24 protein-coding genes and 2 pseudogenes are annotated in these 26,182 nt (G+C 68.9%); 14 read left to right on the top strand and 12 right to left on the bottom strand.

The genetic code is table 11. The features are described 5' to 3' along the window. Positions 1-1,008: acetyl-CoA C-acetyltransferase (locus K0M70_RS01440; protein ID WP_290778335.1), on the top strand; the 1,008-nt coding region annotated here is incomplete at its 5' end. A 10-nt stretch (positions 1,009-1,018) separates the two neighbouring features. Here the strand turns inward: K0M70_RS01440 and K0M70_RS01445 are convergent. The 3 genes from K0M70_RS01445 to K0M70_RS01455 form a co-directional block, all read right to left on the bottom strand. Continuing rightward, positions 1,019-2,263 carry a heme biosynthesis HemY N-terminal domain-containing protein gene (locus K0M70_RS01445; RefSeq protein ID WP_290778338.1) on the bottom strand — a complete coding sequence of 415 codons (1,245 nt, stop codon included), beginning with the start codon at positions 2,261-2,263 and terminating at the stop codon, positions 1,019-1,021. Continuing rightward, positions 2,260-3,201: a uroporphyrinogen-III C-methyltransferase gene (locus K0M70_RS01450; RefSeq protein ID WP_290778341.1), complete on the bottom strand. Its 942-nt coding sequence runs from the start codon at positions 3,199-3,201 to the stop codon at positions 2,260-2,262. Before K0M70_RS01450 ends, K0M70_RS01445 begins: the two co-directional genes overlap by 4 nt. Before the next feature lie 107 nt (positions 3,202-3,308). Beyond that, positions 3,309-4,097: a uroporphyrinogen-III synthase gene (locus K0M70_RS01455; RefSeq protein WP_290778343.1), complete on the bottom strand. Its 789-nt coding sequence runs from the start codon at positions 4,095-4,097 to the stop codon at positions 3,309-3,311. A gap of 39 nt (positions 4,098-4,136) precedes the next feature. On the opposite strand from K0M70_RS01455, the gene K0M70_RS01460 reads away from it, so the two are divergent. The 5 genes from K0M70_RS01460 to K0M70_RS01480 all read left to right on the top strand — a co-directional run bounded on the left by K0M70_RS01460 (position 4,137) and on the right by K0M70_RS01480 (position 7,129). Next, positions 4,137-4,586, top strand: a complete 450-nt coding sequence (locus K0M70_RS01460) for a YiiD C-terminal domain-containing protein (protein ID WP_290778345.1) — start codon at positions 4,137-4,139, stop codon at positions 4,584-4,586. 32 nt (positions 4,587-4,618) lie between these two features. Then, complete coding sequence (locus K0M70_RS01465; RefSeq protein ID WP_290778348.1) at positions 4,619-5,038, top strand: hypothetical protein; 420 nt, start codon at positions 4,619-4,621, stop codon at positions 5,036-5,038. A gap of 68 nt (positions 5,039-5,106) precedes the next feature. Further along, positions 5,107-5,538, top strand: a complete 432-nt coding sequence (locus K0M70_RS01470; protein WP_290778351.1) for a rhodanese-like domain-containing protein — start codon at positions 5,107-5,109, stop codon at positions 5,536-5,538. Positions 5,539-5,598: 60 nt separating this feature from the next. Further along, positions 5,599-6,087: a protein-export chaperone SecB gene (gene secB / locus K0M70_RS01475; protein WP_290778353.1), complete on the top strand. Its 489-nt coding sequence runs from the start codon at positions 5,599-5,601 to the stop codon at positions 6,085-6,087. Positions 6,088-6,103: 16 nt separating this feature from the next. After that, entirely contained in the window at positions 6,104-7,129 is a 1,026-nt protein-coding gene (locus K0M70_RS01480; RefSeq protein WP_290778356.1) for an NAD(P)H-dependent glycerol-3-phosphate dehydrogenase, read from the top strand. Between the two features lie 19 nt (positions 7,130-7,148). Here K0M70_RS01480 and K0M70_RS01485 read toward each other — a convergent pair whose 3' ends face one another. From K0M70_RS01485 to K0M70_RS01510, 6 genes are all read right to left on the bottom strand, one after another. Next, entirely contained in the window at positions 7,149-9,257 is a 2,109-nt protein-coding gene (locus K0M70_RS01485) for a peptidase domain-containing ABC transporter (protein WP_290778358.1), read from the bottom strand. Positions 9,258-9,604: 347 nt separating this feature from the next. Beyond that, the gene (locus K0M70_RS01490; protein WP_290778361.1) at positions 9,605-10,870 is read right to left on the bottom strand and encodes an HlyD family efflux transporter periplasmic adaptor subunit; all 1,266 of its coding nucleotides are present in this window, start codon (positions 10,868-10,870) and stop codon (positions 9,605-9,607) included. Positions 10,871-11,038: 168 nt separating this feature from the next. Continuing rightward, positions 11,039-11,596, bottom strand: a complete 558-nt coding sequence (locus K0M70_RS01495) for an outer membrane beta-barrel protein (RefSeq protein WP_290778364.1) — start codon at positions 11,594-11,596, stop codon at positions 11,039-11,041. Between the two features lie 110 nt (positions 11,597-11,706). Continuing rightward, entirely contained in the window at positions 11,707-12,180 is a 474-nt protein-coding gene (locus K0M70_RS01500) for a tRNA (cytidine(34)-2'-O)-methyltransferase (protein ID WP_290778366.1), read from the bottom strand. A gap of 22 nt (positions 12,181-12,202) precedes the next feature. Further along, entirely contained in the window at positions 12,203-12,982 is a 780-nt protein-coding gene (locus tag K0M70_RS01505) for a hypothetical protein (protein WP_290778369.1), read from the bottom strand. Further along, positions 12,976-13,689 carry an SDR family oxidoreductase gene (locus K0M70_RS01510; RefSeq protein WP_290778371.1) on the bottom strand — a complete coding sequence of 238 codons (714 nt, stop codon included), beginning with the start codon at positions 13,687-13,689 and terminating at the stop codon, positions 12,976-12,978. The genes K0M70_RS01505 and K0M70_RS01510 overlap by 7 nt, the downstream gene beginning before the upstream one ends. A gap of 96 nt (positions 13,690-13,785) precedes the next feature. Here K0M70_RS01510 and K0M70_RS01515 point away from each other — a divergent pair, with 96 nt between their 5' ends. The 3 genes and pseudogenes from K0M70_RS01515 (at position 13,786) to K0M70_RS01525 (ending at position 18,254) form a co-directional block, all read left to right on the top strand. After that, positions 13,786-16,671 carry a pitrilysin family protein gene (locus K0M70_RS01515; RefSeq protein WP_290778374.1) on the top strand — a complete coding sequence of 962 codons (2,886 nt, stop codon included), beginning with the start codon at positions 13,786-13,788 and terminating at the stop codon, positions 16,669-16,671. 74 nt (positions 16,672-16,745) lie between these two features. After that, a pseudogene (locus tag K0M70_RS01520) lies at positions 16,746-17,054 on the top strand (DUF4156 domain-containing protein); the annotation flags it as partial. Positions 17,055-17,237: 183 nt separating this feature from the next. After that, complete coding sequence (locus K0M70_RS01525; RefSeq protein WP_290778376.1) at positions 17,238-18,254, top strand: 3-oxoacyl-ACP synthase III; 1,017 nt, start codon at positions 17,238-17,240, stop codon at positions 18,252-18,254. 115 nt (positions 18,255-18,369) lie between these two features. Here the strand turns inward: K0M70_RS01525 and K0M70_RS01530 are convergent, their stop codons facing one another. Further along, entirely contained in the window at positions 18,370-19,422 is a 1,053-nt protein-coding gene (locus tag K0M70_RS01530; protein ID WP_290778378.1) for an ornithine cyclodeaminase, read from the bottom strand. 130 nt (positions 19,423-19,552) lie between these two features. Here K0M70_RS01530 and K0M70_RS01535 point away from each other — a divergent pair, with 130 nt between their 5' ends. Both K0M70_RS01535 and K0M70_RS01540 read left to right on the top strand, forming a co-directional pair. Then, positions 19,553-19,972, top strand: coding sequence for an Lrp/AsnC family transcriptional regulator (locus K0M70_RS01535; RefSeq protein ID WP_290778381.1), 420 nt, complete (start codon positions 19,553-19,555; stop codon positions 19,970-19,972). Between the two features lie 92 nt (positions 19,973-20,064). After that, positions 20,065-20,352 carry a hypothetical protein gene (locus tag K0M70_RS01540; RefSeq protein WP_290778382.1) on the top strand — a complete coding sequence of 96 codons (288 nt, stop codon included), beginning with the start codon at positions 20,065-20,067 and terminating at the stop codon, positions 20,350-20,352. On the opposite strand, the gene K0M70_RS01545 is transcribed toward K0M70_RS01540, so the two are convergent. Next, positions 20,349-20,717: a hypothetical protein gene (locus K0M70_RS01545; protein ID WP_290778384.1), complete on the bottom strand. Its 369-nt coding sequence runs from the start codon at positions 20,715-20,717 to the stop codon at positions 20,349-20,351. The two genes, K0M70_RS01540 and K0M70_RS01545, sit on opposite strands and share 4 nt — an antisense overlap. A gap of 258 nt (positions 20,718-20,975) precedes the next feature. Between K0M70_RS01545 and K0M70_RS01550 the strand changes: the two genes are divergently transcribed. The 3 genes and pseudogenes from K0M70_RS01550 to K0M70_RS01560 all read left to right on the top strand — a co-directional run bounded on the left by K0M70_RS01550 (position 20,976) and on the right by K0M70_RS01560 (position 25,780). Beyond that, on the top strand, positions 20,976-21,968 hold the full coding sequence (locus K0M70_RS01550; protein ID WP_290778386.1) for an LLM class flavin-dependent oxidoreductase: 993 nt from the start codon (positions 20,976-20,978) through the stop codon (positions 21,966-21,968). Next, positions 21,965-23,108: pseudogene (locus tag K0M70_RS01555) on the top strand (NADH:flavin oxidoreductase/NADH oxidase). Before K0M70_RS01550 ends, K0M70_RS01555 begins: the two are co-directional and overlap by 4 nt. Before the next feature lie 101 nt (positions 23,109-23,209). Continuing rightward, positions 23,210-25,780 carry a TonB-dependent receptor gene (locus tag K0M70_RS01560; protein ID WP_290778388.1) on the top strand — a complete coding sequence of 857 codons (2,571 nt, stop codon included), beginning with the start codon at positions 23,210-23,212 and terminating at the stop codon, positions 25,778-25,780. 36 nt (positions 25,781-25,816) lie between these two features. On the opposite strand, the gene K0M70_RS01565 is transcribed toward K0M70_RS01560, so the two are convergent. Beyond that, on the bottom strand, positions 25,817-26,182 hold a 366-nt coding region (locus K0M70_RS01565; RefSeq protein WP_290778391.1), incomplete at its 5' end, for an ATP-binding cassette domain-containing protein.

Genomic DNA, 26,182 nt, shown 5'->3' on the forward strand with positions numbered 1-26,182 from the left:
TGCGGCACCGGCCTGGACACGGTGATCACGGTCGCCAACAAGATCGCCCTGGGCCAGATCGAGGCCGGCATCGGCGGTGGTTCCGACACCACGTCCGACGTGCCGATCGTCGTCAACAAGCGCCTGCGCCGCCGCCTGCTCGATGCCAACATGGCGCGCAGCTTCGGCGCGCGGCTGAAGGCCTTCAAGGGTTTTTCGTTCAAGGAATTCAAGCCCGAGTTCCCGGGCGTGGGCGAGCCGCGCACCGGCAAGTCCATGGGCGAGCACTGCGAAGAGATGGCCAAGCAATGGCAGATCCCGCGCGAGGCGCAGGACGCGCTGGCCGCCGCCTCGCACAAGAACGCCGCGGCCGCCTACGAGCGCGGCTTCTACGCCGACCTGGTGGCGCCGTTCCGCGGCCTCGAGCGCGACAACATCCTGCGCCCCGACACCTCGGTGGAAAAACTCGCCACGCTCAAGCCCGCTTTCGACAAGACCTCGGGCCAGGGCACGCTGACCGCCGGCAACTCCACGCCGCTCACCGACGGCGCCTCGGCCGCGCTGCTGGCGTCGGAAGACTGGGCCAAGGCCCACGACCTGGAAATCCAGGCCTACCTGGTGGACGCCCAAGTGGCGGCGGTGGACTTCGTGCACGGCGAAGGCCTGCTGATGGCGCCGGCCTGGGCCGTGGCCCAGCTGCTCAAGCGCAACAACCTGACGCTGCAGGATTTCGATTTCTATGAAATCCACGAAGCGTTCGCGGCGCAGGTGCTGTGCACGCTCAAGGCCTGGGAAGACGAGGAATTCTGCAGGACCAAGCTCGGCGCCACCGGCGCCCTGGGCAGCATCGACCGCAGCAAGCTCAACGTGGTCGGCAGCTCGCTGGCGCTGGGCCATCCGTTCGCGGCCACCGGCGCCCGCATCGTCGCCACCGCCGCCAAGCTGCTGAAGGAAAAAGGCTCCGGCCGCGTGCTGATCTCGATCTGCACCGCCGGCGGCATGGGCGTCGCCGCCATCATCGAACGCTGACCCCGTTCTTTCAGGGCGGGAGCAGCGGCATGCCGTGTTCGTTGCGCAGTTCGGCAACGGCCTGGTCGGCGATCTGTTCGCGCAGGCTGCGGCCGTCGAGCTGCAGGGTGGATTCGCTGCGTCCGGTGCGAAGGGCGTTGGCGTAGGCCAGCGAGGCTCGCGTGCTGTCGTTCTGGGCGGCCAGGGTGTCGCCCAGCGCCTCCCAGGCCTCGGCACCGGCGCCCTGGGCCAGTGCGCGGTGCAGGTAGCTTTCGGCCTTGGCCCACTGCTGCTGCTGGAAATACAGCCGGCCCAGCGCGACCAGCAGCGCCGGGCTGTTGCCGTGTGCCGGCAGCCAGGCCTGGGCCCTTTCCACGCGGGGCGTGTCTGGCCTGGCGTGCAGGCGGCCGTAAAGCCCCACCAGTGCTTCGTCCCAGTGCGCGTCGATGGCGTCGGCCAGGGCCTGCGCGCCCTGTGTTTCGAAGCCCACCGCCGTGGCCCGGCGGGCGAACGCCGCCGCAACCGCCGGCGCCTGCTGCAGCCGCAGCGGATGGGCGTTCCAGCGCTGCAGCTGGGTGGCGGCGTGGGCCTGGTCGAGCGCGGCTGCGGCGAGCTCTTCTTCCAGGGCCGTCAGCTGCTCCGCCGGCAGCGCCTGCTCCTGGCGTAGCCTGCTGAAGTGAGGGACGGCGTCCTGGGCGCGGCCCGTGGCCGCCAGCGCGCGCGCCTGCAGCAGCAGCGCCCGCGGCGGCAGCGGATTGGCGAGGGTGTCCAGGGAGGCCAAGGCGTCTTCGTAACGACCCAGATCGGACAATGCCGAGGCCTGTTCGAGTGCGGCGCAGGATGCATCGTGTGCCAGCAGGGCGGCCTGGTGCAGCGCGGCGCCTTCGGCGTTGCCTGCAGCCAGGGCGGCGCGGCGTGCCCCCAAAAGGGCCGGCGTCCGCACCACGCTGTCCTCGGCGGCCTTGGCCAGCAGCGATTCGGCGCGCTGCCAGCGGCCTTGGTGCATGGCTTCCAGGCCGCTGACCAGGCGGTTGCGGGCCTGCTGGCGCGCGTGCCGGCGCCATGCCTGGATCGGCAGCTGCAGCAGCCACCACAGCCCCCACAGCGAGAACCACAGCAGGCCCCAGGCGATCACCAGATAGGCCAGCGTGGTCGTGTAGGTCAGGCCGCGGAAGCGCACCACCACGTCGCCCAGGTCCTGCGCGAACCAGCTCCACCCCAGCGCGCCCAGGGCCGCCAGCGCCAGCCACCAGAGCAGGCTGCGATAAAGGTTCAAGGACCGCCGCTCAGGCTGCGGCGCAGGTCGCGCAGCTGCTGCAGGCTGGCGCCCTGCATCGGCAGGTCGGGCACCAGGGGCAGCGTGCCGAGCGCGGCCAGGCGTTCGCGTCGCTCGCGCAGCGCGGCGTCATCGGCATACAGCCGCTGCAGCCACTGGTCCACGCGCTGCAGGCTGGCGCGGAAGGCGGCGGCATCGCGGCGGTCCAGCGCGGTGCGGGCGAGCGCCAGGTCCAGGCCCAGGCCAGCCTCGCCGGTGGCCCGGTCGGAGGGGGAGATCAGGTCCTGGCTGCTGCTGGGCCGCACCTGCACCACGGCATCCATCACGCGCTGCCAGCCCGGGCGTTGCCCGCCAGCGGCAGTGGGTTCGCCCGGCGCACGGCTGGCCAGCCGCGGCAGCACGGCCTCCAGCGCGTCGAGTTCGCCGGCGGCCAGCGCTCGCGGGTCGGCCGGCAGCGCCTGCAGCGTCGCCAGCTCCTGCCCCAGGGTCTGGCGAATGCTGATGAACTGCGGGTCGGTCATCGGCTCCAGCACTTCGCGCGCCAGGGCGGTGGCGCGGATGGCGCCTGCAAGATCGCCGGCGATGCCCAACCGGGCCTGCGCCAGGCTCAGCAGCAGCTCGGCTTCATCCAGCCGAAGCGCCTCGCGGCCTTCGCCGGCCTGGGCCGAGAGCTCGCGCAGGCTGTCTTCGAGGATGGCGGCACGCTGGCCCACTCCCAGCACTTCGTCCCGCAGCAGGCCGGTACGCGCGGTGGTGTCGGTGAGGCGCTGGTCCAGGCCCTGCTGCGTGCGGCGCAGGGTGATGACGGCCTGTTCGGCGTCGAGCAGCCGCGCATCCAGCGCCTCGGGACTGAGGTCGGGACCTTCCTGCGCCACGGGAACGAACAGCTGCCATGCGCGCCACGCGCCGTAGCCGCCTGCCGCCAGAACGGCGAGCACCAGCAGCCATCCGAGCGCGCCAAAAGCGCGGCGCGGCGCCGGGGAATCGTGAGATTGCTCGAGCACGGTGTTCACTACCCGAAGAGAACGCGAAACAAAGCGCAATCTTACCGGAAGCGCCCCGCGCCTACATCCGCGGCCAGCGCCGCCAGCAGGCGCGACGGGCTGGCGCCCGGTGCCAGCACGATTGCCGCGAAACCCTGCCCCGCCAGCATCGACGCCAGCCTGGGGCTGCTGGCCACGACGGGCCTCGTGGCCAGTCGCGCGCGGGCGGGCGGCGGCAGCCGCGACCACAGTCCGTCGAACGCTTCGGCGCTGCTGACCAGCAGCGCGCTGGTGCCGGGCAGTTGGTCCAGCCGCCGCAGGCGCGCCGGCGACGGCGCAATGGCGCTGCGCCGGTAAACGGCCGCCACGTGCACCCGCGCGCCTCGCTGCGCCAGCGTCTCGCCGATCAGGCCGCGTCCGCCGGGCGCCGTCACCAGGCCGACGTCCACGCCCGGCAGTGACTGTAGTTCGCCCAGCGCCAAAAGGCCCTCGGAGTCCGCGCGACCTTCGGGAACGGCGACCCGGGCGATGCCGGCGCGGCGCAGCGCCATCGCGGTCCCGCTGCCCACCGCCAGCCAACGCTGGCCGGAACGGGCAGGCAGGGTCTGCGCGTCCCGTGATCCCAGCGCGAACGCAACCGCGGCCGGGCTGGTGAACACCACCAGCGGACACGCCAGCGCCGCCGCCAGCGCCGGGCCTGCATCCACCGGCACCAGCTTGAGCGTAGAGAGGGGCAGCAGGCGCGCACCCCGCGCGGCGGCCGCACGGCGCACCGGCGCGTGGCCTCCCGAGGGGCGCAGTGAGATGACGTACCATCCCGCCAACGTTGGCGCCGACCCTGCCTTGTCCATGGCGCCCAGCTTGGCACACCCCCGGGAAGACAGCACCGCATGAAAGGACTCGACGCGCTCAACGCCCACTACCTGGCCATGCCGCCCGTGGCGGCAATGCAGGTGAGGGCGGTTTTCCACGGTGACGACGTGCTCGGGCTTACGGCGCCGCTGGCGGCCAACGTCAACGACAAGGGCTGCGCTTTCGGCGGCAGCATGGCCGGCATCATGACCCTGGCCGGCTGGGGCCTGCTGACCTTGAAGCTGGAGGCCGAAGCCCTGCCCGCCGAGGTGTACGTGGCCGACAGCCACGTGCGCTACCTCAAGCCGCTTTACGGCGACCTCGATGCCCAGGCGCGATTCGAGCCGGGCGTGGACTGGGCCGCCTTCATGCGCAGCCTGCGCGAGCGCGGCCGCGCCCGCGCCGGGATCCTGGCCACCCTGCACGATCCCGAAGGCGTGGTGGTGGCCGAACTCAGCGGCCGTTTCGCCGCGCTGCGCCCGGTCTGAGGCCCGCCGCCGGCTTTGTGCATAATGCGGCCATGACCAGCCACTCCCTGCGCGTGTTCGCCCCGGCCCTGGCCGTGCTGCTGCTGACGGCCTGCAGCTCGATGGGGGCCCAGCGCAATCCGCGCGACCAGGCCCTGTACACCTACGTCAGCGCCGTGCGCTGGAGTGACTTCGACGCTGCCCGGGCGTTCGTGGACCCGGAAACCCTGCGCGCCCGGCCGATCACCGACCTGGAGTCCGAGCGCTACAAGCAGTTCCAGGTGGCCGGCTACGAGGTGAAGTCTGCCTCCGAGCCCGCCGAGGGCCAGTACGAACAGGTGGTTGAGCTGCGCCTGGTCAACCGCAACACCCAGGTGGAGCGCATCATCACCGACCGCCAGCAGTGGCGCTGGGACGCCCAGGCCAAGCGCTGGTGGCTGGTGAGCGGCCTGCCGGACCTCGACGCCCGCTGATCATGCTTGGCCCGCGGGCCCGGCGGCGCCCATAATGCCGGCCCCGCCGTAGGAACCGCCCGCCCGCCATGGATCGCCTGCTCGAATTCGCCCAACAGAACCTGATGCTGTCCCTCGTGCTCGTCGGCTTGACGCTGGCGCTGGTGTTTACCGAGGTCATGCGGCTGTTCCGCGGCTTCAAGGGCGTCAGCCCGGCCCAGCTGACTGAACTCATCAACCGCGAGAACGCCCTGGTGGTGGACCTGCGTGGCCTGGGTGACTTCGAGAAGGGGCACATCATCGGCTCCAAGCACCTGCTGCCCAGCCAGGTCGACCCCGAGGGCAAGCTGCTGGCCAAGGCCAAGGAGTCACCGGTGGTGCTGGTGTGCGCCGTTGGCGCCACCGCGTCGGCCACGGCCCAGAAGCTGGTGAAGGCCGGCTTCAAAAAGGTCAGCGTGCTCGACGGCGGCATCGGCGCCTGGACCGGTGCAAGCCTGCCGCTGGCCAAGGGCAAGGCCTGAGCTGCCGCCGGCGTGCGATAATCGCCGGCTCATCCCACGATTGATAATGGAGTTGCCGTAATGGCCGAGCAGAACAATGGCGCCGCTGGCGCCGACCAGGCGCAGTTCTCGATCCAGAAGATCTACGTCAAGGACGTGTCCTTCGAAGTGCCGGGCGCGCCCCAGGTCTACAGCGAGCCGGGTCAGCCGCAGCTTGAGCTCAACCTCAACCAGAAGGTCGGCCGTGTTGGCGAGGGCCTGTTCGAAGTCGTGCTGGGCATCACGCTGACCTGCAAGCTGGCCGACAAGACCGTGTACCTGGCCGAGATCCAGCAGGCCGGCCTGTTTGCCCTGGCCGGCTTCGACGACCGCACGCTGGACATGATGCTGGGCACGTACTGCCCGAACGTGCTGTTCCCGTATGCCCGCCAGTTCATCGGCGACCTGGTGGCCCAGGGCGGCTTCCCGCCGTTCTATCTGCAGCCGATCAACTTCGAAGCGCTTTACGCCGAAGGCCTGCGCCGTCGCGCCGAGCAGAGCGCAGCGCCCGCCGAGATCGGCAACGCCTGATCCGGAGCGAGCGCGGGTGAGCACCGACAAGCCGTCCATCGCCGTCCTCGGGACCGGGTCCTGGGGCACGGCTTTGGCTTCGCTGATCGCCCGCAACGGCTACCCGACCACGATCTGGGGCCGCGACGCGGACCAGGTCGCGTCCATCAACGGACGCCACGAGAACAGCCGTTACCTGCCTGGCGTGCCCCTGCCCGAGTCCCTCCTGGCCACCTGCGACCTGGGCCAGGCGGTGGCCGGTGCCGATCTGGTGCTTGTGGTCACGCCAAGCCACGCCTTCACCGAAACGCTCAAGGCGCTGGCGCCGTTCCGGCGCGCGCATGCGGGCGTGGCCTGGGCCACCAAGGGCTTCGAGCCCGGTTCCGGCCGCTTCCTGCATGAAGTGGCCGGCGACGTGCTGGGCGCCGGCGTGCCGCTGGCCGTGGTCACCGGTCCCTCGTTCGCCAGGGAAGTGGCACAGGGCCTGCCGACCGCGGTGACGGTGCACTCGGACGACGAGGACTTCACCCGCCAGGTCGCCGAAGCACTGCACGGTCCGACTTTCCGCGCCTATACCGGCACCGACATGCTGGGCGCCGAGCTGGGCGGTGCGATGAAGAACGTGCTGGCCGTGGCCACCGGCATCGCCGACGGTATGCAGCTGGGGTTGAATGCGCGCGCCGGCCTGATCACACGCGGCCTCAACGAGATGCTGCGCCTGAACGTTGCGCTGGGCGGACGCGCGGAAACCCTGATGGGCCTGTCCGGCCTGGGTGACCTGGTGCTCACCAGCACCGGCGACCTCTCGCGCAACCGCCGCCTGGGCCTGGCGCTGGGCCGCGGCCAGTCCATCCAGGAAGCCGTGGCCGCGATCGGCCAGGTGGTGGAGTCGGTACAGACGGCCGACGAAGTGATGCGCCTGGCCGACCGCCACGGCATCGAGCTGCCCATCTCGGATCTGGTGCGGCGCGTGCTGCACGGCGAGATCACGCCCATCGAAGGGCTGCAGCTGCTGCTCTCGCGCGAGCAGAAGCCCGAGTACCCGGAAGGCCTGTTCGAGTAGGGCGCGCGCCCTCGCCAAACTAGTGCGTGTCGACCCCCCGCAGGTTTCCTGCCGACGCCGGCGCCCTCAGATCCTGCACCACCCTGCCTTCGTGCATCACCAGGACCCGATCGGCGGATGCGATGGTTTCCGGACGGTGGGCGACGATCACCTTGGTCAGTTTCAGGCGGCGCACGGCGTCGTTGACGATGCGCTCGCGCTCGACGTCCAGGTGGCTGGTGGCCTCGTCGAGGAAGAGCAGGCGCGGCTTGCGGTACAGCGCACGGGCAAGGATCACCCGCTGCTTCTGGCCGCCGGAAAGGGTGGTGCCCATGTCGCCGATCAGGCTGTGGTAGCCCATCGGCATCGCGCACACGTCCTCGTGTACGGACGCCAAGCGCGCCGCGGCCTCCACGCGCGGAAAGTTCATTTCGCTGTCGCCCAACGCAATGTTCTCTGCGACCGATCCCGCGAACAGCTGGTCGTCCTGCATCACCGCGGCCACCATGGCGCGGTAGTTGCGCATGCCGAGCTTGCGGATGTCCTGGCCACCGACCCGCACGCTGCCCTCGGTGGCCGGTAGCAGCCCGAGCAGCAGTTTGACCAGGGTGGTCTTGCCGCAGCCCGAGGCGCCGACGATGGCGACGCATTCGCCGTCCGCCACGGTGAACGTGCAGTCCTTGATCACCCAGGGCTCGCCGTCGGCGTAGCGGAAACCCAGGCCCGTCACCTCGATGCGGGTGCTGGCCGGCGGCGGCGACGAGAACGCCGACGCCGGATCCTCCTCGGGCGGCGTCAGCACGATATCGGCCAACCGCTCGCCGTGCAGGCGAAGCATCCGGAACTCGATCCACTTGTCGATCAGGCTGGCAATGCGGCCGGCGAACTGGTCCTTGTAGGCCAGGTAGGCAATCAGCATGCCAACCGAGAACACGCTCTGCATTGCCAGCACGGCCCCGATCCAGATGACGGCGATGCGCTCGATACCGAACACGAACTGGCTGGCGGTCGTGAAGCCCAGTCCAAGCTTGGCCAGGCGCACTTCCTGGTTGACGGAGTCCACCATCAGGTTCAGGTAGGCGCCCTGGCGGAAACCCTCCTGGCCGGCAACCTTGACGCTTTGCATGCCCCGCAGCGATTCCAGCAAGTGGGACTGCTGCCGCGCCGAGGCGATCAACTGCTGCTCGGTGATGGTGCGCAGCGGCTTGAACGCGATCGCGCGGATGCCGAGGTACAGCGTGACGGCCGCCAGCGTCACCAGCGCCAGCTTGGCGCTGTAGATCAGCATCATCGCCAGGGTCGCCACGGCCATCAGCCCGTCGATCAGCGCCTCGACGAAACTCGTCGTCAGCGTGCGCTGGATCGCCTGCACGGCCCCCATCCGCGACACGACGTCGCCAAGGTGCCGCTTCTCGAAGAAGTCCAGCGGCAGGCGCAGGGCGTGGGCGAAGACATTGCCCGTCCACTGCAGGCCCAGCCTGCTCGACAGGTAAACCACGGCCCAGCCGCGCAGCAGGCCGATGGCCACCTGCAGCACCAGCGCCAGCCCAAACCCCAGGCCAAGCACCGTCAGCAGTTCGCGGTCGGCCGAGACCAGGGCCTGGTCGACGACCCACTGCATGAAGAACGGCGCCAGCAGGACGAACACCTGCAGCGCCACCGACAGCAGCAGGATCTGCGCGAGTGCGCGCCATAGTCCGCGCACCGGGCCGGTGAGCTGGGAGATCCTGACGGCCGGCGGGGGGCCCTGCACCTTGAACGCATGGCCCGGCGTCAGCTCCAGGGCAATGCCGGTGAAGTGCGCGGAGACCTCGGCGTAGCCGAGCTTGCGCTGCCCGAACGCCGGGTCCAGTACGGTGATCCCTGACTTGCCGGCTTTGGCCAGCACCACGTAATGGCTCAGGTCCCAGTGCAGGATGCACGGCGTCTGCAGCTGCGCCATGTCCTCGAGCTCAAGCCGCAGCGCGCGGGTCTGGAAGCCCAGGCTCTGGGCGATGCCGATCAGCCGGTTGAGCGCCGCGCCCTTGAGCGACAGCTGGAAGTTCCTTCGCAGGCCGGCAAGGTCGGTCTGGTGGCCGTGGTGGTCGGCCACCATGGCGAGGCAGGCCAGGCCGCACTCTGCTGCCTGGGATTGCAGCGTGAGCTTCAATGGAGTCGGTGCTTTCGGGACGCGCGGCTAGTGGCGAGGGCGGGCGAGGATGCCATCAGTCCAGCGATGAAAACCACAGCCCGTTGCTTCAAGGAAAATTCCCGGGAAATCGACGCAAGACGCCGAGGAAAAGGACCCAGCCCACCGGCCATCGCCAGTGGCCTGGGCGTTGGACGCCGGAATCAGTCGGCTAAGACCTCCAGCATCGCTTCACAGCTGACCGACTCGCTCACGGACCCATCCGCATGGGTGGTCTTGCCCGTTCGCATTCAAGCCGCGCATCGTCCTGGATGTACTGCTGCGACGCCTTCGGACTGCAGGCGTCTGGCGGTGAACCAGGCATCAAATCAGTTGGCGCCGAGGTTGTTGCCAAGCGCATACACAGGCTCCAACGCCCATTCCCACAGCCGGCGCTTTTCTCCGAGGATATCGGCCTCGAGCAACATTCCGGGCTTGAGCGGTTCGTCCTTGCCGAATGCGCGCACGGTTGGCTCGTCCAGTGCGACCACGATGCGGTAGTACGGTTCGCCCGGCTGCCCTGCATTCGAGATCGAGCCTAGTTCACCCGGGTTGATGGTGCTGCGCGAAATCCGCGCGACGCGGCCGCTGTGATGTCCGAACTTCTGGTAGGGAAACGCCTGGTATCGAAGCAGCACGGTGTCGCCGGGTTCGATGAAACCCACGGCGCGGCTCGGCACCAGCAGGTGCGCTTCCAGGCGGCTGCCCGCGGGCAACAGGCTCAGCACCGGCTGGCCCGGCTGCATGGCTTGGCCAACCTGGCCCAGCAGGGTGCTGACGGTGCCGGTGACCGGCGCCACGATGACCGATTCGGCGCGCGCGTGGGCTTCCACCGATTGCTGCGACAGGGTGGCCCGCTCCCCCTGTTCGGCGGCGTCCAGCGCCGCCAGCCGCGACGGAAGCTCCGAGCGCGCCTGCTGCAGCTGCGACAGCTGGCGCCGCAGGCCCGGCACCTGCCGCTCCAGGGCCTGCACTGCACCGACGTTTTCCAGCACGATGCTCTGCTGTTGCTGCAGCTGCAGCGCGGTGACGTACTGCTTTTCGCGCAGGCCGCGGTACCGGTCCATGGTCTGCTCGGCCAGCTGCTGCTGTTGGCGGCGCGTGGCAAGCTCGGCCTGGATCAGGCGCAGCTCCGAACGCACCCCGTCCTGTTGCTCCGCCAGCCCGGCTGACTGGGCCTGGATCTGTTGCCGCTGCGAAACGTAACTTTCGACCACGCTGTCCTGCCGTACAGCGATGGTCGCCTGCAGGGCCTGGTCGGTGTTGCCCCGCGCCAGTGTCGCTCTTGGCGAGGAAAGCACGGCCAGCACGTCGCCCGCCTGCACGAGCTGGCCCTCTTCTGCGTGCACCTGCGCCAGGGTGCCCGACGTCGGCGCCATCACCGAGGCAACGCCCAGGCTGGGCACCAGTTGTCCCGCCACGCGCGAGCGTCGGGCGTAGTCACCGAACGCCAGGAACAGGACGATCGCCGTGGCCACGAACACGGCGAATGCCGTCAACAGCCAGGGTCCGAGGGGTTGGCCCAGTACGATGCCGCCGAGCCAGCGCGACCGTCGGGCTTCGAGCGCTTCTTTCCGGAACAGCGAGTCGGCCATGGGCGTGCCTGGTTTCGGGGGCGGCAGTCTATGCCCCGGCGCGGCCGGCACGCCACGGCCCCGGGAGCACGCCGCGTCCAATGCCAGCGTGTATCCGCCTGCTGGGGCGAAGAACGAAAAAAAACCCGGCCGGAGCCGGGCTTTTTTCCTACTGCGTGACGGCTTGGATCAGAAGCTGGCGCGCAGGCCGAGGGTGTAGGTTTCGCCGTTGTCGCCAAACTCGGCGTCACCGGTAACGCCCCAGGTCTGGCTGAACTTGTACTGCATGCCGACGGTGCCGCTGAAGTCGCCGTTGAAGTCGTTGCCGTCGTAGTAGTTGGCCTTCAGCGAGCCTTCCAGCTGGTCGGTGAACGAACCGCGCACGCCGACCGAAGTGCGGAAGCCGTCGAGCTTGGCGATCTCGATGTCCGAGCGCGTGTGGCCGATCTCGGCGATCAGGTCGGCGTTGTCGCCGATCGAATGGGCATAGCCCAGGCCGAAGTCGGTGGTGTCGGCGCTGATGCTGGTGCCGTCGATGTCGACCTGCGAGTAGCCGCCGAAGCCGTAGAAGCCCGAATCGCCGAACTCATACGAGCCGCGCAGGCCGAAGCCGTCGCCGTCCAGGCCGCCGTCGGAATCGGTCGAGATGTAGTTGCCTTCCACGTAGGTGTAGCTGAGCTTGTCGTCAGCGTGGGCGGACAGCGGCAGCAGGGCAGCGAGGGCCAGGGCAATAAGTGAGCGCTTCATGGTGTGGATCCTTTTTTGGGGGGTCGCCCAAACGTCTGGGCAGGCCGCAGTATGGGGATCGCAACCCAACGCACGGTTAACGGCAGGCCTCTTTTTCACCACCCCTGTCTTCAGTCATGGATCGCGGCGCCGTCGTAGTCGAACTGGCGCCACGCTTCGAAAACAGCGACCGCCACGGCATTGGAAAGATTCAGGCTGCGCTGCCCGGCGCGCATGGGCAGCTGCAGCTGATGCGCAGCGGGCACGCAGGAAAGAACGGCGTCGGGAAGTCCGCGCGTTTCGGGTCCGAACAGCAACGCATCGTTGCGCGCATAGGCCATGCGATCGAATCGGTTTTCCGAACGGGCGCTGAATGCCAGCAGCCGCGGCTGCCCGAGGAAGTCCAGGCAATCTTGCAGCGAAGCGTGCCGATGCACGCGCGCGGTTTCGTGGTAGTCCAGCCCAGCCCGTCGCAGTTTCGCGTCGTCCAGGTCGAAGCCCAGCGGTTCAACCAGGTGCAGGCCGGCGCCGGTGTTGGCGCACAGGCGAATAATGTTCCCGGTATTGGGCGGGATCTCGGGCTCGAACAGGATGACGTTGATCATCCGGGCATTATCGCCGCTGCGATCAGGCCCGGACGCGGCAGGCCGACAGCGGCTGGCGCTCGGCTTGGCGCCACTGGCTCTCCGCAGCGGCCACGGCGGGGGCCGGGAACTCGATGCGGGCCACCAGCTGGGAACGGCCATCGTCCGTGCGCAGGTTGCTGAGGCCCTCGAAGCGCAGCAGCCGGCGGCTGTCGCGGCCGTAGGCCACGTCGATGTGGGGAGCGATCCATCCCAGCAATCCACCCAGCTTGAGCCGGAACGATTCCGCCGGCTCACCGCCCACCTGCAGCGAGGCCTGGCGGCTCACCTTGAATCCCAGCGTCTGCAGCCGCGACGGCACCGCGAAGCGCAGCGGCACCGACTGCCCCGCAACCAGGGGCTTCCACTGCTGGCGGATGAACTCGTCAAACCCCGCGTCAGCCACCAGCCGTGCCGCCTGCTCGTCGAGCGGTGCGCTGCGTTCACCGGCGCTGCGCCCGTCGCGCACCCAAACGGTGTCGATACCCTGCGCCCGGCGCAGGCCTTCGCCATAGCCCAGGCGCACATCCTCGAAGCTGAATTCCGGCGCCTGCACCGAGCGCCGATAGTCCACGCGCTTGCGGGCGAACGCGGTGCCGTCGGCGCAGCGATAAACCACCAGGCGTTCGGTTGGCCGGCCGTCGGCGCGGCGCACCAGGTGGTGTTCGCGATAGAGCAGGCTGCGGCTGGCCGGGTCGCGCGCCACCCCTTCCTCAAACGTCAGCGCCGCCTGGGCGGGCACCGCCGCCAGCAACAGCGCCATGGCCAGCAGTCGCGTCACCATGGCAGCGGCTCCCCGTTTCGGTCAAGGAAGTCTCCCGCGGGAATGCCGGGAAGTTCGTCCACCAGGCGCAGCAGGCTGGCGACCGATTCGTCCACGTTCAGCGGCGCGTCGCTGCCGCCCATGTCGGTTTTCACCCAGCCCGGGCTGGCGGTGATCACGCCGATGCCCGAAGGGTTCAGTGCGCGGGCCATCATTACGCCCGCCATGTTCAGGCCCGCCTTGCTGATGCGGTAGGTGGGTGTATAGAAACCGTCGGCACGCGCGATCGAGCCCAGCGCCGAGCTGATGTTGAGCACCCGGGCGCGCGCGCCGCGCAGCAGCAGCGGCGCCAGGGCCTGCACCAGCATCAGGGGCGCCACCGTGTTGGTGGCCAGCGTCTGTTCCAGCACCTGGCCATCGAGCTCGCCAAACGCCTCGCGAGTGGCCAGCATGCCGGCGTTGTTCACCAGCAGGTCCAGCCCATCGAACTGGTCGGCTGCTTCGCGCGCGAAGGCCAGCCGGCTGGTGTCTGAATCCACCGCCAGCGTCAGCACGTACAGCCTGCCCGGATGTGCGGCCGACAGCGACTGCAGTGCGTCCGCGGCGGTCGGATGGCGGCAACCCGCCACGACCCGGCCGCCCCGTGCCAGCAGCTGCCGGACGAACTCCAGCCCCAGGCCGCGGTTGGCGCCGGTGACGATGGCGCGATGTGATGATGTATTGTCCATGCGCGACTATGGCCTTTGGCCTAGTGTATGGGCCGTCAATGCAGGCTAGGATTCGGGTCCCCCGGCCTGTCCGGAAGTCCCTGCAAGGTACCCCGAATGACCTCGATCCGTCGCCCGCGCGCCAGCGCCATTGCCTTGGCCCTTGGCCTGGCCCTCGCCGGCTTCTCGCCGCTTTACGCGCCGCTTGCGCAGGCCCAGGCCCAGCCGGCCGCCGCCGCGCGCGCCGACATCGCCTTCGAACAGTTCACCCTGCCCAACGGCCTGCGCGTGATCGTGCACACCGACCGCAAGGCGCCGATCGTCTCGGTCAACATCTGGTACCACGTGGGCTCGAAGAACGAGCTGCCGGGCCGCACCGGCTTCGCGCACCTGTTCGAGCACCTGATGTTCCAGGGCAGCGAGAACTACCCGGGCGAGTTCTTCGAGCCCTTCGAGCTGGTGGGCGCCACCGACCAGAACGGCACCACCAACTCCGACCGCACCAACTACTTCCAGAACGTGCCCACCACGGCGCTGGACATGGCGCTGTGGATGGAATCCGACCGCATGGGCCACTTCCTGGGCTCGGTGACGCAGGAGCTGCTGGACGAACAGCGCGGCGTGGTGCAGAACGAAAAGCGCCAGGGCGAGAACAACCCCTACGGCCAATTCTACGAGCGCCTGCTCAAGGCCAGCTACCCCAAGGGCCATCCCTACAGCTGGTCCACCATCGGTTCGATGAGCGACCTCAACGCCGCCTCGCTCGATGACGTCAAGCGCTTCTTCAAGACCTGGTACGGCCCCAACAACGCCGTGCTGGTGCTGGCCGGCGACATTGACGTCGCCACCGCCAAGGAAAAGGCCACGCGTTTCTTCGGCGACATCCCGGCCGGCCCGACGATGGAGCAGCCCAAGGTCGATCCCGCGCCGCGCACCGCCTCCACCCGCGAAACCATGACCGACAAGGTGCCGCAGGCCCGCGTCTACCGCGCCTGGAACACCGCCGAGTACGGCCAGGCAGACGTCGATCGCCTGCAGCTGCTGTCGCAGGTGCTGGGCGGCTCGCGCAGCTCGCGCCTGGACAAGCGCCTGGTGTTCCAGGACAAGCTGGCCGACAACGTGTCCACCGCTGCCTGGTCGAGCCTGCTCGGCGGCCTGTTCTTCATCCAGGTGGACGTGAAGCAGGGCGTGGACGTGGCCACCGTCGAAAAGGCCCTGGACGAAGAGCTCGCCAAGCTGCTGGCCGAAGGCCCCACCGCTTCCGAGCTCGAGCAGGCCCGCACCGTGTTCAAGGCCGGCTTCGTGCGCGGCATCGAGCGCATCGGCGGCTTCGGCGGCAAGGCCGACGCGCTGGCCGAATGCGCCGTGTACACCGGCGACCCGGGCTGCTTCCGCGAAAGCCTGGACGTGATCGAATCGGCCACCGCCGCCGACGTCACCGCGGCCGGCAAGAAGTGGCTCTCGCGCGGCGACCACACCATCGTGATCACCCCGGGCGAGCGCGTGGCCACCGTCGAGGAAGAGTCCAAGACCCATCCGGACATGGCCGCCGTGCCCGCCGCCGACCCCAAGTACACCACGGTGGAGACCGGCGTTGACCGCAGCAAGGGCGTGCCGCAGACCACCGAGTTCCCTGGCCTGAAGTTCCCGTCGCTGCAGCGCGGCGAGCTCAGCAACGGCATCAAGGTGATCGTGGCCGAGCGCCATGACGTGCCGGTGGTGCAGATGAACCTGCTGATGGAAGGCGGCTACGTCGCCGACACCGGCGGCAAGCTCGGCACGTCCAGCTTCACACTGGGCATGCTGGACGAAGGCGCCGGCAACCTTGACGCGCTGGCCTTCGCCGACCGTGCCGAAGCCCTGGGCGCCAACCTCTCCGCCGGCGCCAGCCTCGACGGCAGCGCCGCGGCGCTGTCGGCCCTGAAGGAAAAGCTGGATCCGTCGGTGCAACTGTTCGCGCAGATGCTGCGCAGCCCCCGCTTCGACGCCAACGAGGTCGAGCGCGTGCGCCAGAGCTGGATCGCCGGCATCAAGCAGGAAAAGGCCCGCCCGAACTCGGCCGCCCAGCGCCTGCTGCCGCCGCTGATCTACGGCGAAGGCCATCCCTACGCCATCCCGTTCAGCGGCACCGGTGACGAAGCCACCATCGCCTCGCTCACCCGCGACGACCTGGTGGCCTACCACCAGGCCTGGGTTCGTCCCGAGGGCGCCACGCTGATCGTCACCGGCGACACCACGCTGGCCGAAATCATGCCGGTGCTCGAGAAGCATCTGGGCGCCTGGAAGGTCGAGGGCGCCGCCGCCAAGCCGGTGGTCGTGCCGGCCGTCGCGCTGCCGACCAAGCCGCGCGTTTTCCTGGTGGACCAGCCGGGCGCCATCCAGGCCAACATCTTCGTCGGCCAGGCCGTGCCTTCCAGCATGGACAGCCAGGCCATCGATCTGGAGATCGCCAACTCGGTGCTGGGTGGCGAATTCAGCTCGCGCCTGAACATGAACTTGCGCGAGAACAAGCAGTGGGCCTACGGTTCCTACAGCTTCCTGCAGACCGCCAAGGGCCAGCGCCCGTGGTTGGCGTTCGCGGCGGTGCAGATCGACAAGACCGCCGAGTCGCTGGTGGAAATGCAGCGCGAGATCACCGAGTACGCCAGCGGCAAGACTCCGGCCACGGCGGCCGAAGTGGCCAAGATCCAGGCCACCGAGATCCGGAGCCTGCCGGGTTCGTATGAAACCGCCGGTTCGGTGGTCGCGGCCATCAACGGCATCGTGCGCTTCGAGCGTCCCGACGACTACGTTGCCCAGCGTCGCGCCAAGATCGAAGCGCTCACCCCGGCCGTGGTCCAGGCCGCGGCCGGCACCCTCAAGCCCGAAGCCCTGACCTGGGTGGTGGTGGGCGACCTGTCGAAGATCGAGGCCGGCGTGCGCGCCCTCGACATCGGCGAGGTGCAGGTGGTCGACGCCGACGGCAAGCCCGTCGCCGCCAAGCCGGTGGCCAGCGCGCAGTAAGCGCTCGCACTCATTGCCGGTTCAGCACGGGCGGGGCGACAATCCCGCCCGTGTTCTTTTCTGAAGGAAGCGCCATGCGCCAGCTGCTGTTGTGTGCCGTCATCGTCGCCTCGCTGGGCGGCTGTACCTGGGTGAAGATGGCCGAGGGCGGCAAGCAGGTCCGCGTGGCCAGCGCCACCGAGTCGCTGGGCGCCTGCGAGAAGCGTGGCGAAGTATCGGTGTCGGTCAAGAACAGCCTGGGCCCCTACGAGCGCAACGACCTGCGGGTGCGCGACGAGCTCGAGACCCTCGCCCGCAACGAGGCCCCCGGCCTCCAGGCGGACACCGTGCAGCCCAAGGGCGAGCCCGTGGACGGCGAACAGCGCTTCCTGGCCTTCCGCTGCGGCGCCGGTGCCACGGTTGGCCGGGCCCCGGTCCAGAAGCCCGCCGGCGACGGTACGGCCGAGACCTACCCTATCGAAGAGTGAGCCCCAGGCCCCGGTTCTTCACATCCGGGGCCGGTGAAAGTTGAGGCGCAGGCCCGAAACGAGTAACTTTGACGGGTTTCCCCTCAGGCGAACCCGTCCATGTTGTTCCAGCACGTTTCCATCGCCGGCCTTGCGCACATCGATGCGCCCCACCGCCTGAGCTCGGCGGACATCAATGCCCAACTCAAGCCCACCATGGACCGGCTGGGCATCAAGACCGATGTGCTGCAGGACATCGCCGGCATCATGGCCCGCCGCCTCTGGGACGACGAGACCCAGGCCAGCGACGCCGCCACCCTGGCTGCGGAAAAAGCGCTGGCCGATGCCGGTGTCGACCGCAGCAAGATCGGCCTGCTCGTGAACACCTCGGTGAGCCGCGACTACCTGGAGCCGTCCACCGCTTCCATCGTCGCCGGCAACCTGGGCATGGGCGAGAACTGCCAGAACTTCGACGTCGCCAACGCCTGCCTGGCCTTCCTCAACGGCATGGACATCGCCAGCCGCATGATCGAGCGCGGCGAGATTGAATACGCGCTGATCGTCGACGGCGAAACCGCCAACCTCGCCTACAAGCGCACGCTTGACCGGATGAAGTCGCCCGACGTCACCGAGGAACAGTTCCGCAACGAACTGGCCACCCTCACCCTGGGCTGCGGCGCCGCGGCCATGGTGCTCAGCCGCACCGAACTTACGCCCGACGCGCCGCGCTACCGCGGCGGCGTCACCAAGGCCGCCACGCAGTGGAACACGCTGTGCCGCGGCAACCTCGACCGAATGGTCACCGACACCCGCATGCTGCTGATCGAAGGCCTGAAGCTGGCCACGCTCACGTTCGCGTCGGCCCGCCAGGCGCTGGGCTGGGTGGTGGACGAACTGGACGAATTCGTCGTGCACCAGGTCAGCCAGGTCCACACCCAGGCCATGATCAAGGCCTTCGGCATCGACCCCAAGAAGGTGCTCACCATCTTCGCCGAGCACGGCAACATCGGCCCGGCCTCGGTGCCGATCGTGCTGAGCAAGCTGCGCGAAATGGGCCGCCTCAAAAAGGGTGACCGCGTCGCCCTGCTGGGCATCGGCTCAGGCCTGAACTGCTCCATGGCCGAAGTGGTCTGGTAAATAACGGGGCCAGCTTCACTTAACAGAAGAACGCAACAAGAACGGGGTCAGGTTTACTTCTTTTATCAAGAAGTTAACCTGACCCCGTTCTTGGTTATGCGCTGGTGCCGGTGGCTCAGGCGGCCTTGAGGCGTGCGATGGCCGGCGCTGCGGCCAGCTCGCCGAACAGGTCCTTCGGGTCGCGCAGGTCGGGGATCAGGCCGGCCTCGTGGCCCAGGCCGAGCTCGATGGCGCAGTCGCGCACCAGGCGCAGCGCCGAATAGTCCTCCAGCGCGAAGCCGACCGAGTCGAACAGCGTCACCTCGGCGGCGTTGCGGCGGCCCGCGGCCTGCACGGTGAGCACGCGCCACAGTTCGGTCACCGGGAAATCGGCGGCCATCTGCTGCACTTCGCCCTCGATGCGCGACTGCGGCTCGAACTCCACGAACACCGACGCCATCGCCACCACGCCGGTGGCCAGCTCGGTCTTGCCGGGGCAGTCACCGCCGACGCCGTTGATGTGCATGCCCGGCTCGATCATTTCCGGGGTGAGGATGTCGGCGTTGGCCTTGTCGGCGGTGACGGTGGTGACGATGTCGGCGCCGCGCACGGCCTGGGCGATGCTGGCGCTGCGCACCACGCGCAGGGCGGGCGCGGCCGCGGCCAGGTTGCGCACCAGCTTGTCGGTGGCGGCCGGGTCAACGTCGTAGACGCGGACTTCGTCGATGCCCAGCAGGTGGTGGAAGGCCAGCGCCTGGAACTCGCTCTGGGCACCGTTGCCGACCAGCGCCATGGACCTGGAATCCTTGCGTGCCAGCACCTTGGCCGCCATCACCGAGGTGGCGGCGGTGCGCAGCGCGGTGGTGAGCGTGAGTTCGCTGATCAGGCTGGGCATGCCGGTGCGCATGTCGGCCAGCACGCCGAAGGCGACCACCGTGCTCAGGCCCAGGCGGGTGTTGCCCGGATGGCCGTTGACGTACTTGAAGCTGAAGTCGCTGGCGTCGGAGATGGGCATCAGCTCGATCACGCCCACGTCGGAGTGGGCGGCGGTGCGCGCGCTCTTGTCGAATTCCGGCCAGCGGCGGAAATCGGCCTCCAGGTAGTCCACCAGGCGCGCCAGCAGGGTCGGCAGGCCCTGCGCGGCAACGATGCGGGTGAGGTCCTGGGTGGTGAGCTGGGTCATGGCCATGGTCGGTCTCCGGAAGGCGGTGTCGGTAGACGCCATTGTCCGGAGCCGCGCGGCAGCGCGAAACGGCAGGAATGCTTCATATCCGCCAGAAAGCTGCTAAAAAGACAGTACTCGTTGCCGGATTGCTCGAATGGACGACCTCGACCACCGCCTGATCGCCAAACTCCGCCACGACGCCCGCGCCGCCGTGGCCGACCTGGCCAAGGCCCTGGGCGTGTCCCGCGGCACCATCACCAACCGCATGGCGCGCCTGCAGCGCGAGGGCGTGATCACCGGCTACACGCTGCGCCTGCGGCCCGCCGCCACGCCCGACGAAATCCGCGCCTGGACCTCACTGGCCGTGGAGGGCAACCAGAATCCCGTCGTGCGCGCGCTGCTGGGCGAACCCGGCGTGGCCGCACTGCACGACACCAATGGCCGCTGGGACCTGCTGGCCGAGCTGCGCGTGGGCAGCCTGGCCGAACTGTCGGCCGCGCTCGAGCGCATCCGCGGCATCCCCGGCGTCAGCGCCACCGAAACCAGCGTGCACCTGCAGACGTTCCGCGGCTGAGGGCCGGCGGCACCGGTGAAGGCGAGATCCCGTTGGGCTGCGATTCCGTCGGCGTGCGCTCTACTGGCCGCTCTTTCCGTAGGGAGTGCGCCATGGCCACTGTTCAATTCCGTCTGACCGCCAGCGAAGGCGACGTGGCCGACCTGATCAATCGAGTCTCGGCCCTCAAGGGCATCGACTCGGTCGAGGAAATCGCCGACCTGATGCCGCACATGGATGACCCGGACTCGAGCTCTGCCGGCCTGAGCGACAACGAAGGACCCGGCACGCACCTGGTAGTGGTCCACGCTGACGATGAAGACGACCTGCTGCATGCGCTCGACGTGGCGCGCGACAGCGCGCGTGCGTCGGGCATGGTGCTGGAGGTCGAAGAGCGCTAGCCCAGTGGGCTGCCGGTGGCCTTTGCATAGGCCCGGAGCAAGCGCGAAAGCTGCGGCTTGGTCAGCACCAGCCGCTTGGTCAGCCCCCAGGGGCTGCGGCCTTTCTGGTATTTGAAGTCCAGCCAGCGGGTGCCGGGGGTGGCGTGGCGGAAGGTCTCCCAGATCATGGGCAGGTAGTCGTCCGCCAGGCCCAGGCCGACGATGTGCCTGATGCTCACTCGCTCGGGATCGCCGCGCTTCAGGCGGTAGGTGATGTACAGCGTGCGTTTCCCGCAGAGGCACTTACGCCGAAGCAGGCGCTGGTCCCAGCCGCTGGGCGCGAGCTCGTCGTGGATGAAGGCGGCTACGCTCCTGGAATCGCACACGCTCGTCCAGGCCGGTCGCTCGCCGCAGGCGAGGCACTGCCAACCGTATCTCGCCGCCATGGCCATCTGCCTCCCGGAGCGTCGTGGACCCTTGGGCAGGGCCTTGCACGGGCGCACCGACGCCATGGCCATCCTGCCCGCAACCCACTGAATGGCAGCCTCGACCGGACTGGCGGCCGGCACGCTCGTGCCGAGCCCACACCTTGCACGCGTCCCATCCCAACCCCATGTTTCTGTTGAACCCTCCTCGGCCTGAAAATGATCCCGCTGTCCATCCTCGACCTTGCCCCCGTTACCGTGGGCAGCACGCCGGCGCAGACCTTCGCCAACGCCCTCGACCTGGCGCGCGCCGGCGAGCGCCTGGGCTACCGCCGCTACTGGCTGGCCGAGCACCACAACATGCCGGGCATCGCCAGCGCCGCCACGGCCGTGCTGGTCGGGCACGTGGCGGGCGGCACGAACACCATCCGCGTGGGCGCCGGCGGCATCATGCTGCCCAACCACTCGCCGCTGCAGGCGGCCGAAGCCTTCGGCACGCTGGGCTGCCTGTATCCGGGCCGCATTGATCTTGGCCTGGGCCGCGCGCCCGGCACCGACCAGGCCGCGGCACAGGCGCTGCGCCGCTACTACGCCAACGCCGAGGAATTCCCGTCGGACGTGGTCGAACTGCTGCGCTACTTCGAACCCGCCGTGCCGGGCCAGGCCGTGCAGGCGGTGCCCGGCGCGGGCGTGGAAATCGAAGCCTGGATCCTCGGCTCCAGCCTGTTCGGCGCGCGACTGGCCGCGGCGCTGGGCCTGCCCTATGCCTTCGCCTCGCACTTCGCGCCTGATGCGCTGGACCAGGCGCTGGCGGTTTACCACCGTGAGTTCAAGCCTTCGGCCAGGCTGGCGCAGCCGCACGTGATGCTGGCCCTGAACGTAGTCGCGGCCGACACCGACGCACAAGCCGCGCGCCTGTTCACCACCCAGCAGCAGGCCTTCGTGAACCTTCGCCGCGGCCGCCCAGGCCTGGTGCCGCCGCCGCTTGAGAATGCAGCGGCCATCGACACCTACTGCACGCCCGCCGAAAAACACATGATCGACAGCACCCTGGCCTGCCGCGCCGTGGGTTCGCCGGCCACCGTGCGCGCGGCGATGCAGGCCTTCGTCGAACGCCACCGCCCGGACGAGCTCCTGCTCACCGCCAACATCTTCGACCACGCCGCGCGCGTGCGCTCATTCGAACTGACCATGGACGCCTGGACCTCATGAGCTCGCCCAAACTCTTCCAACCGCTGACCGTTGGTGCGCTGGCGCTGGCCAACCGCATCGTCATCGCGCCCATGTGCCAGTACTCGGCGGTGGACGGCTGCATGACCGACTGGCACCTGGTCCACCTGGGCCAACTGTCGCATTCGGGCGCGGCGCTGCTGACCATCGAAGCCACGGCGGTGCTGCCCGAAGGCCGCATTTCCTACGGCGACGTGGGCCTGTGGGACGACGCCAACGAAGCCGCGATGGACGCGGTGCTCAAAGGCCTGGGGGGGCGCGGGGGCGCGAGCCATACCCCACCTCACGACACGCCCCCCCGCCCCCCCCCCCCCCGGCCGCAAGGCCTCCACCGATTTGCCCTGGCACGGCGGCAAGCAGATCGGCCCCGACCAGACCAACGGCTGGCAGACCGTCGCGCCCTCGGCGATCGCGTTCAATGAAGCCGACCGCGCTCCGCTGGCGATGACGCGCGCCGACATGGACGCCGTGCGCGACGCCTTTGCCGCCGCCGCCCGCCGTTCCGCCCGGCTGGGCATCGACGCCATCCAGATCCACGCCGCGCACGGCTACCTGCTGCACGAATTCCTGTCGCCGCTGTCCAACCAGCGCACCGACGACTACGGCGGCTCGCTCGAAAACCGAATGCGCTTCCCGCTGGAAGTGTTCGACGCCGTGCGCGCCGCGTATCCCGCCGACAGGCCGGTGAGCGTGCGCCTGTCGGGCACCGACTGGGTGCCGGGCGGCTGGGACATCGAACAGACCGTGGCATTTTCCAAAGCACTGGAAGCCCGCGGCTGCAGCGCCATCCACGTGTCCAGCGGCGGCCTGCATCCCGCGCAGGCCATCCCGGCAGGCCCGGGTTACCAGGTGCCGCTGGCGCGCGCGGTGAAGCAGGCGGTCAGCATCCCCGTGGTGGCGGTGGGCATGATCACCGACTTCGACCACGCCGAAGCCATCGTCGCCACCGGCGACGCCGATCTCATCGCCCTCGCTCGCGGCATCCTCTACAACCCGCGCTGGCCCTGGCACGCGGCCGCACACCTGGGCGCCAGCGTCAGCGCACCGCCGCAGTACCTGCGCTCGCAGCCGCGGCAGTTCCCCACGCTGCTGGTGAAAGGCGGCGGCACCGCGTTCGACTGACGGCGCGTTGGCCAGTGCTGCGGCATAGCCTTGCCCAAGGGCAGGCAATGCCTGTAAAAAAAGTCACCCGGCCATCGTGGCCATCCCCCCGGTGACCACGCATGCCCACACTTTGCCGAAACATCTCGCTTCGCCGCACTGTGCTGGCCACCGCCATCGTGTCGGCCGGCGCTTCTGCCGTGCCCAACGCGGCGACGGCGCAGGATGGCGAGGCGGTTTCGGACACCGTCACGCTAGACGCGGTCCAGGTCACCGGCTCGCGGCTCAAGCGCGCGGGCGTCGAGGGCGCCACCCCGGTGGTGGTGATCAACCGGGCGCAGATCGACGCCTCGGGCGACATCTCGGTGGCCGAACTGCTGCGCGATTCGACACTCTCCACCTTCGGCAACTTCAAGCCCCAGTCGGGCAGCACGGCGCAGTCGCTGGCTACGGTCAACCTGCGTGGGCTGGGCGCGGGCCGGACGCTGGTGCTGGTGGATGGCCGCCGCGCGCCCACCAACCCGATGTCGGCGTCTGCCGGCAGCGACCTCAACGCCATCCCGCTGGCGGCCGTGGACCGTATCGAGATCCTGGCCGACGGGGCGTCCGCCGTTTATGGCTCGGATGCGATCGGTGGCGTGGTCAACATCATCCTGCGCAAGGACTTCGAAGGCGTGCAGCTGCGCTATGGGCGGGGTTCCAGCCAGGTCGAAGGCGGTGACCTGGAGGAAATGTCGATGCTGTTCGGCGGCTCCGGGGACCGGACGCGTGTGATGGGCGGCGCTTCGTCGAGCAAGCGCGGCATGGTGTTCACACGCGACCAGATCGGCGGCGATGTCCGGGGCGTCTCGCCTTTCGGCAACAATTACTACAGCGCGGACACGGGCCGCCTGAGCGCCGTGCCCGGCTTCAGCTGCAGCCAGGGCGCGTTCTACGTCACCGGCAATGGACTGTGCTCGTTCAACTTCAACGACGTGGCGGCCAACGAGGTCAAGCTGGGCACGAAAAGCCTGTTCCTGCGCGCCGACCACCAGATCAACGAGCGCTGGAACCTGCACGGCGCCGCGACGGTGACACGGGTTGAAAGCTTCGGGCGCTACGCCCCCGTGCCGGGCCTGGTGGTGGTGCAGGACGGTACGCCCAACGACATCAACGGCGGGGTTTTCTGCGGCGACAACCCGGCCTGCGCCACCGACGGCCTGCCCACCTATTTCTACCACCGCTTTGCCGCGGCCGGAAACCGCGAAAGCTTCACCGACGCCACCAACGGCGACTTCCTGCTGGGCTTTCAAGGCCGGCTGACGGATGACATCAATCTGGACGTCGGCCTCCGGCGCACCGACTACAAGTACATCGAGCTGGGTCGGGGCTTCATCGTCTCCAGTCTGGCCGACGCGGCCGCCAACAGCGGCGCCTACGACCTGTCCAACCCGTTCGGGGCCGACCCGGAAGTGCTGGCGGGCCTGCAGGCCACCATCAGCCGCGAAGCGCGCTGGCAAACGGACGAGTTCTACGCCATCGCCGACCTCACCCTTTTTGAAATGGGCGGCGGCGCCTCGGCCGCCGTGGTGGGCCTGGAATATCGCCATAACCGATACCAGGACCAGTACGATCCCCTGTCCGAAGCGGGCCTGGTGCTGGGCTCGTCGGGCAACAGCGCCGGCGGCGACCGCGACAGCCGATCGGTGTTCTTCGAGTGGCTGCTGCCCTTCACCGATGGCTTCGACATCACGCTGGCCGGGCGCTACGACGACTACAGCGACTACGGCGACGAATTCTCCCCCAAGCTGGCGCTGCGCTGGCAGCCGCTGGAAAACCTCACGCTGCGCGGTTCCTACGGCGAGGGCTACCGCGCGCCGGGGCTGGACATCCTGACCCAGAAACCGACGTTCTCGGCCGAGCCTGTGTTCGATCCGGCCACCTGCGCGGCGCTGGGTGCGCCGTCCAACTGCCAGACCCAGGTGAACACCATTTTCCTGGCCAACCCGAACCTGGATTCGGAAAGGTCCGAACAGTACAGCCTCGGCCTGGCCTGGGATCCGGCGGACTGGCTGGGCGTGTCGCTGGATTACTACAGCATCACCATCAAGGACACGATTACCGTTTTCACGCCGCAGGACATCATCAACCTCGACCTCAACCCGGGCGTGTTCGGACCGATCCCACCGGGCTTCGCCATCGCTCGTGCCGCCAACGGCAGCATCAGCCAGATCGTCAGCGGCTACGCCAATCGCAACCGCCAGAAAACGGACGGCCTGGACCTGAAGATCAGCGCGAACTTCGACCTGGGCGGCCTGGGCCGGATGGACAGCCAGCTTTCGGTGAACCAGCTGCTGGGCTACGAGTTGAACGGCCTGGGCTTCACCAGCGAATTCCGCGGCCAGGTCGCCTATCCCGAGCAGCGTGCGGGCCTGCAGAACCGCTGGTCGTCCGGCGACTTCAGCGTGGCCTGGAACGTCAACTACCTCCAGGGCCAGGACAGCAACACCGGCGGGCAGGATGTGGGCGGCTACGCCACCAACGACCTGCAGGTGTCATGGAAATCCCCTTGGAACGCGGCGGTTTCCGTGGGCGCCACGAACATCGGCGACCGCTACCCTGAGCTTGTTCCCTTCGACGGTCGCCCGTGGAACTTCAATCTGTACGATGCCTACGGCCGCACGGTCTACCTGCGTTACGTCCAGTCGTTCTGACGCTGCACTGCGGCGCCCGGCGTCGCCGGGCGCGGCCTAGCCCGCCGGCCCTGGCCTGGCCGCATCGCTGTCGATCCTGCCGTCCACCAGCGTGATCGTCCGGTCGCACTGGTCCGACAGCCGTGGGTCGTGCGTCACCAGCAGCACGGCACAGCCGAATTCCCGGTTGAACTTGCGGAACAGTTCGAACACTTCCGCCGCCGACTTGCTGTCGAGGTTGCCGGTGGGTTCGTCGGCCAACAGCAGCGACGGTCGGGTGATCAACGCGCGGGCCACGGCCACGCGCTGCTGCTGGCCACCGGACAGCTGGTCGGGCTTGCGGTGTTCCAGGCCTTCCAGCCCCACTTCGGCCAGCAGGCCGCGGGCCCGGGGGGGCGGGGCCGGGGCGGGGGTGGCATGGCT

The organism is Arenimonas sp. (assembly GCF_019459675.1).
In the GTDB taxonomy this organism is placed as follows: domain Bacteria; phylum Pseudomonadota; class Gammaproteobacteria; order Xanthomonadales; family Xanthomonadaceae; genus Arenimonas.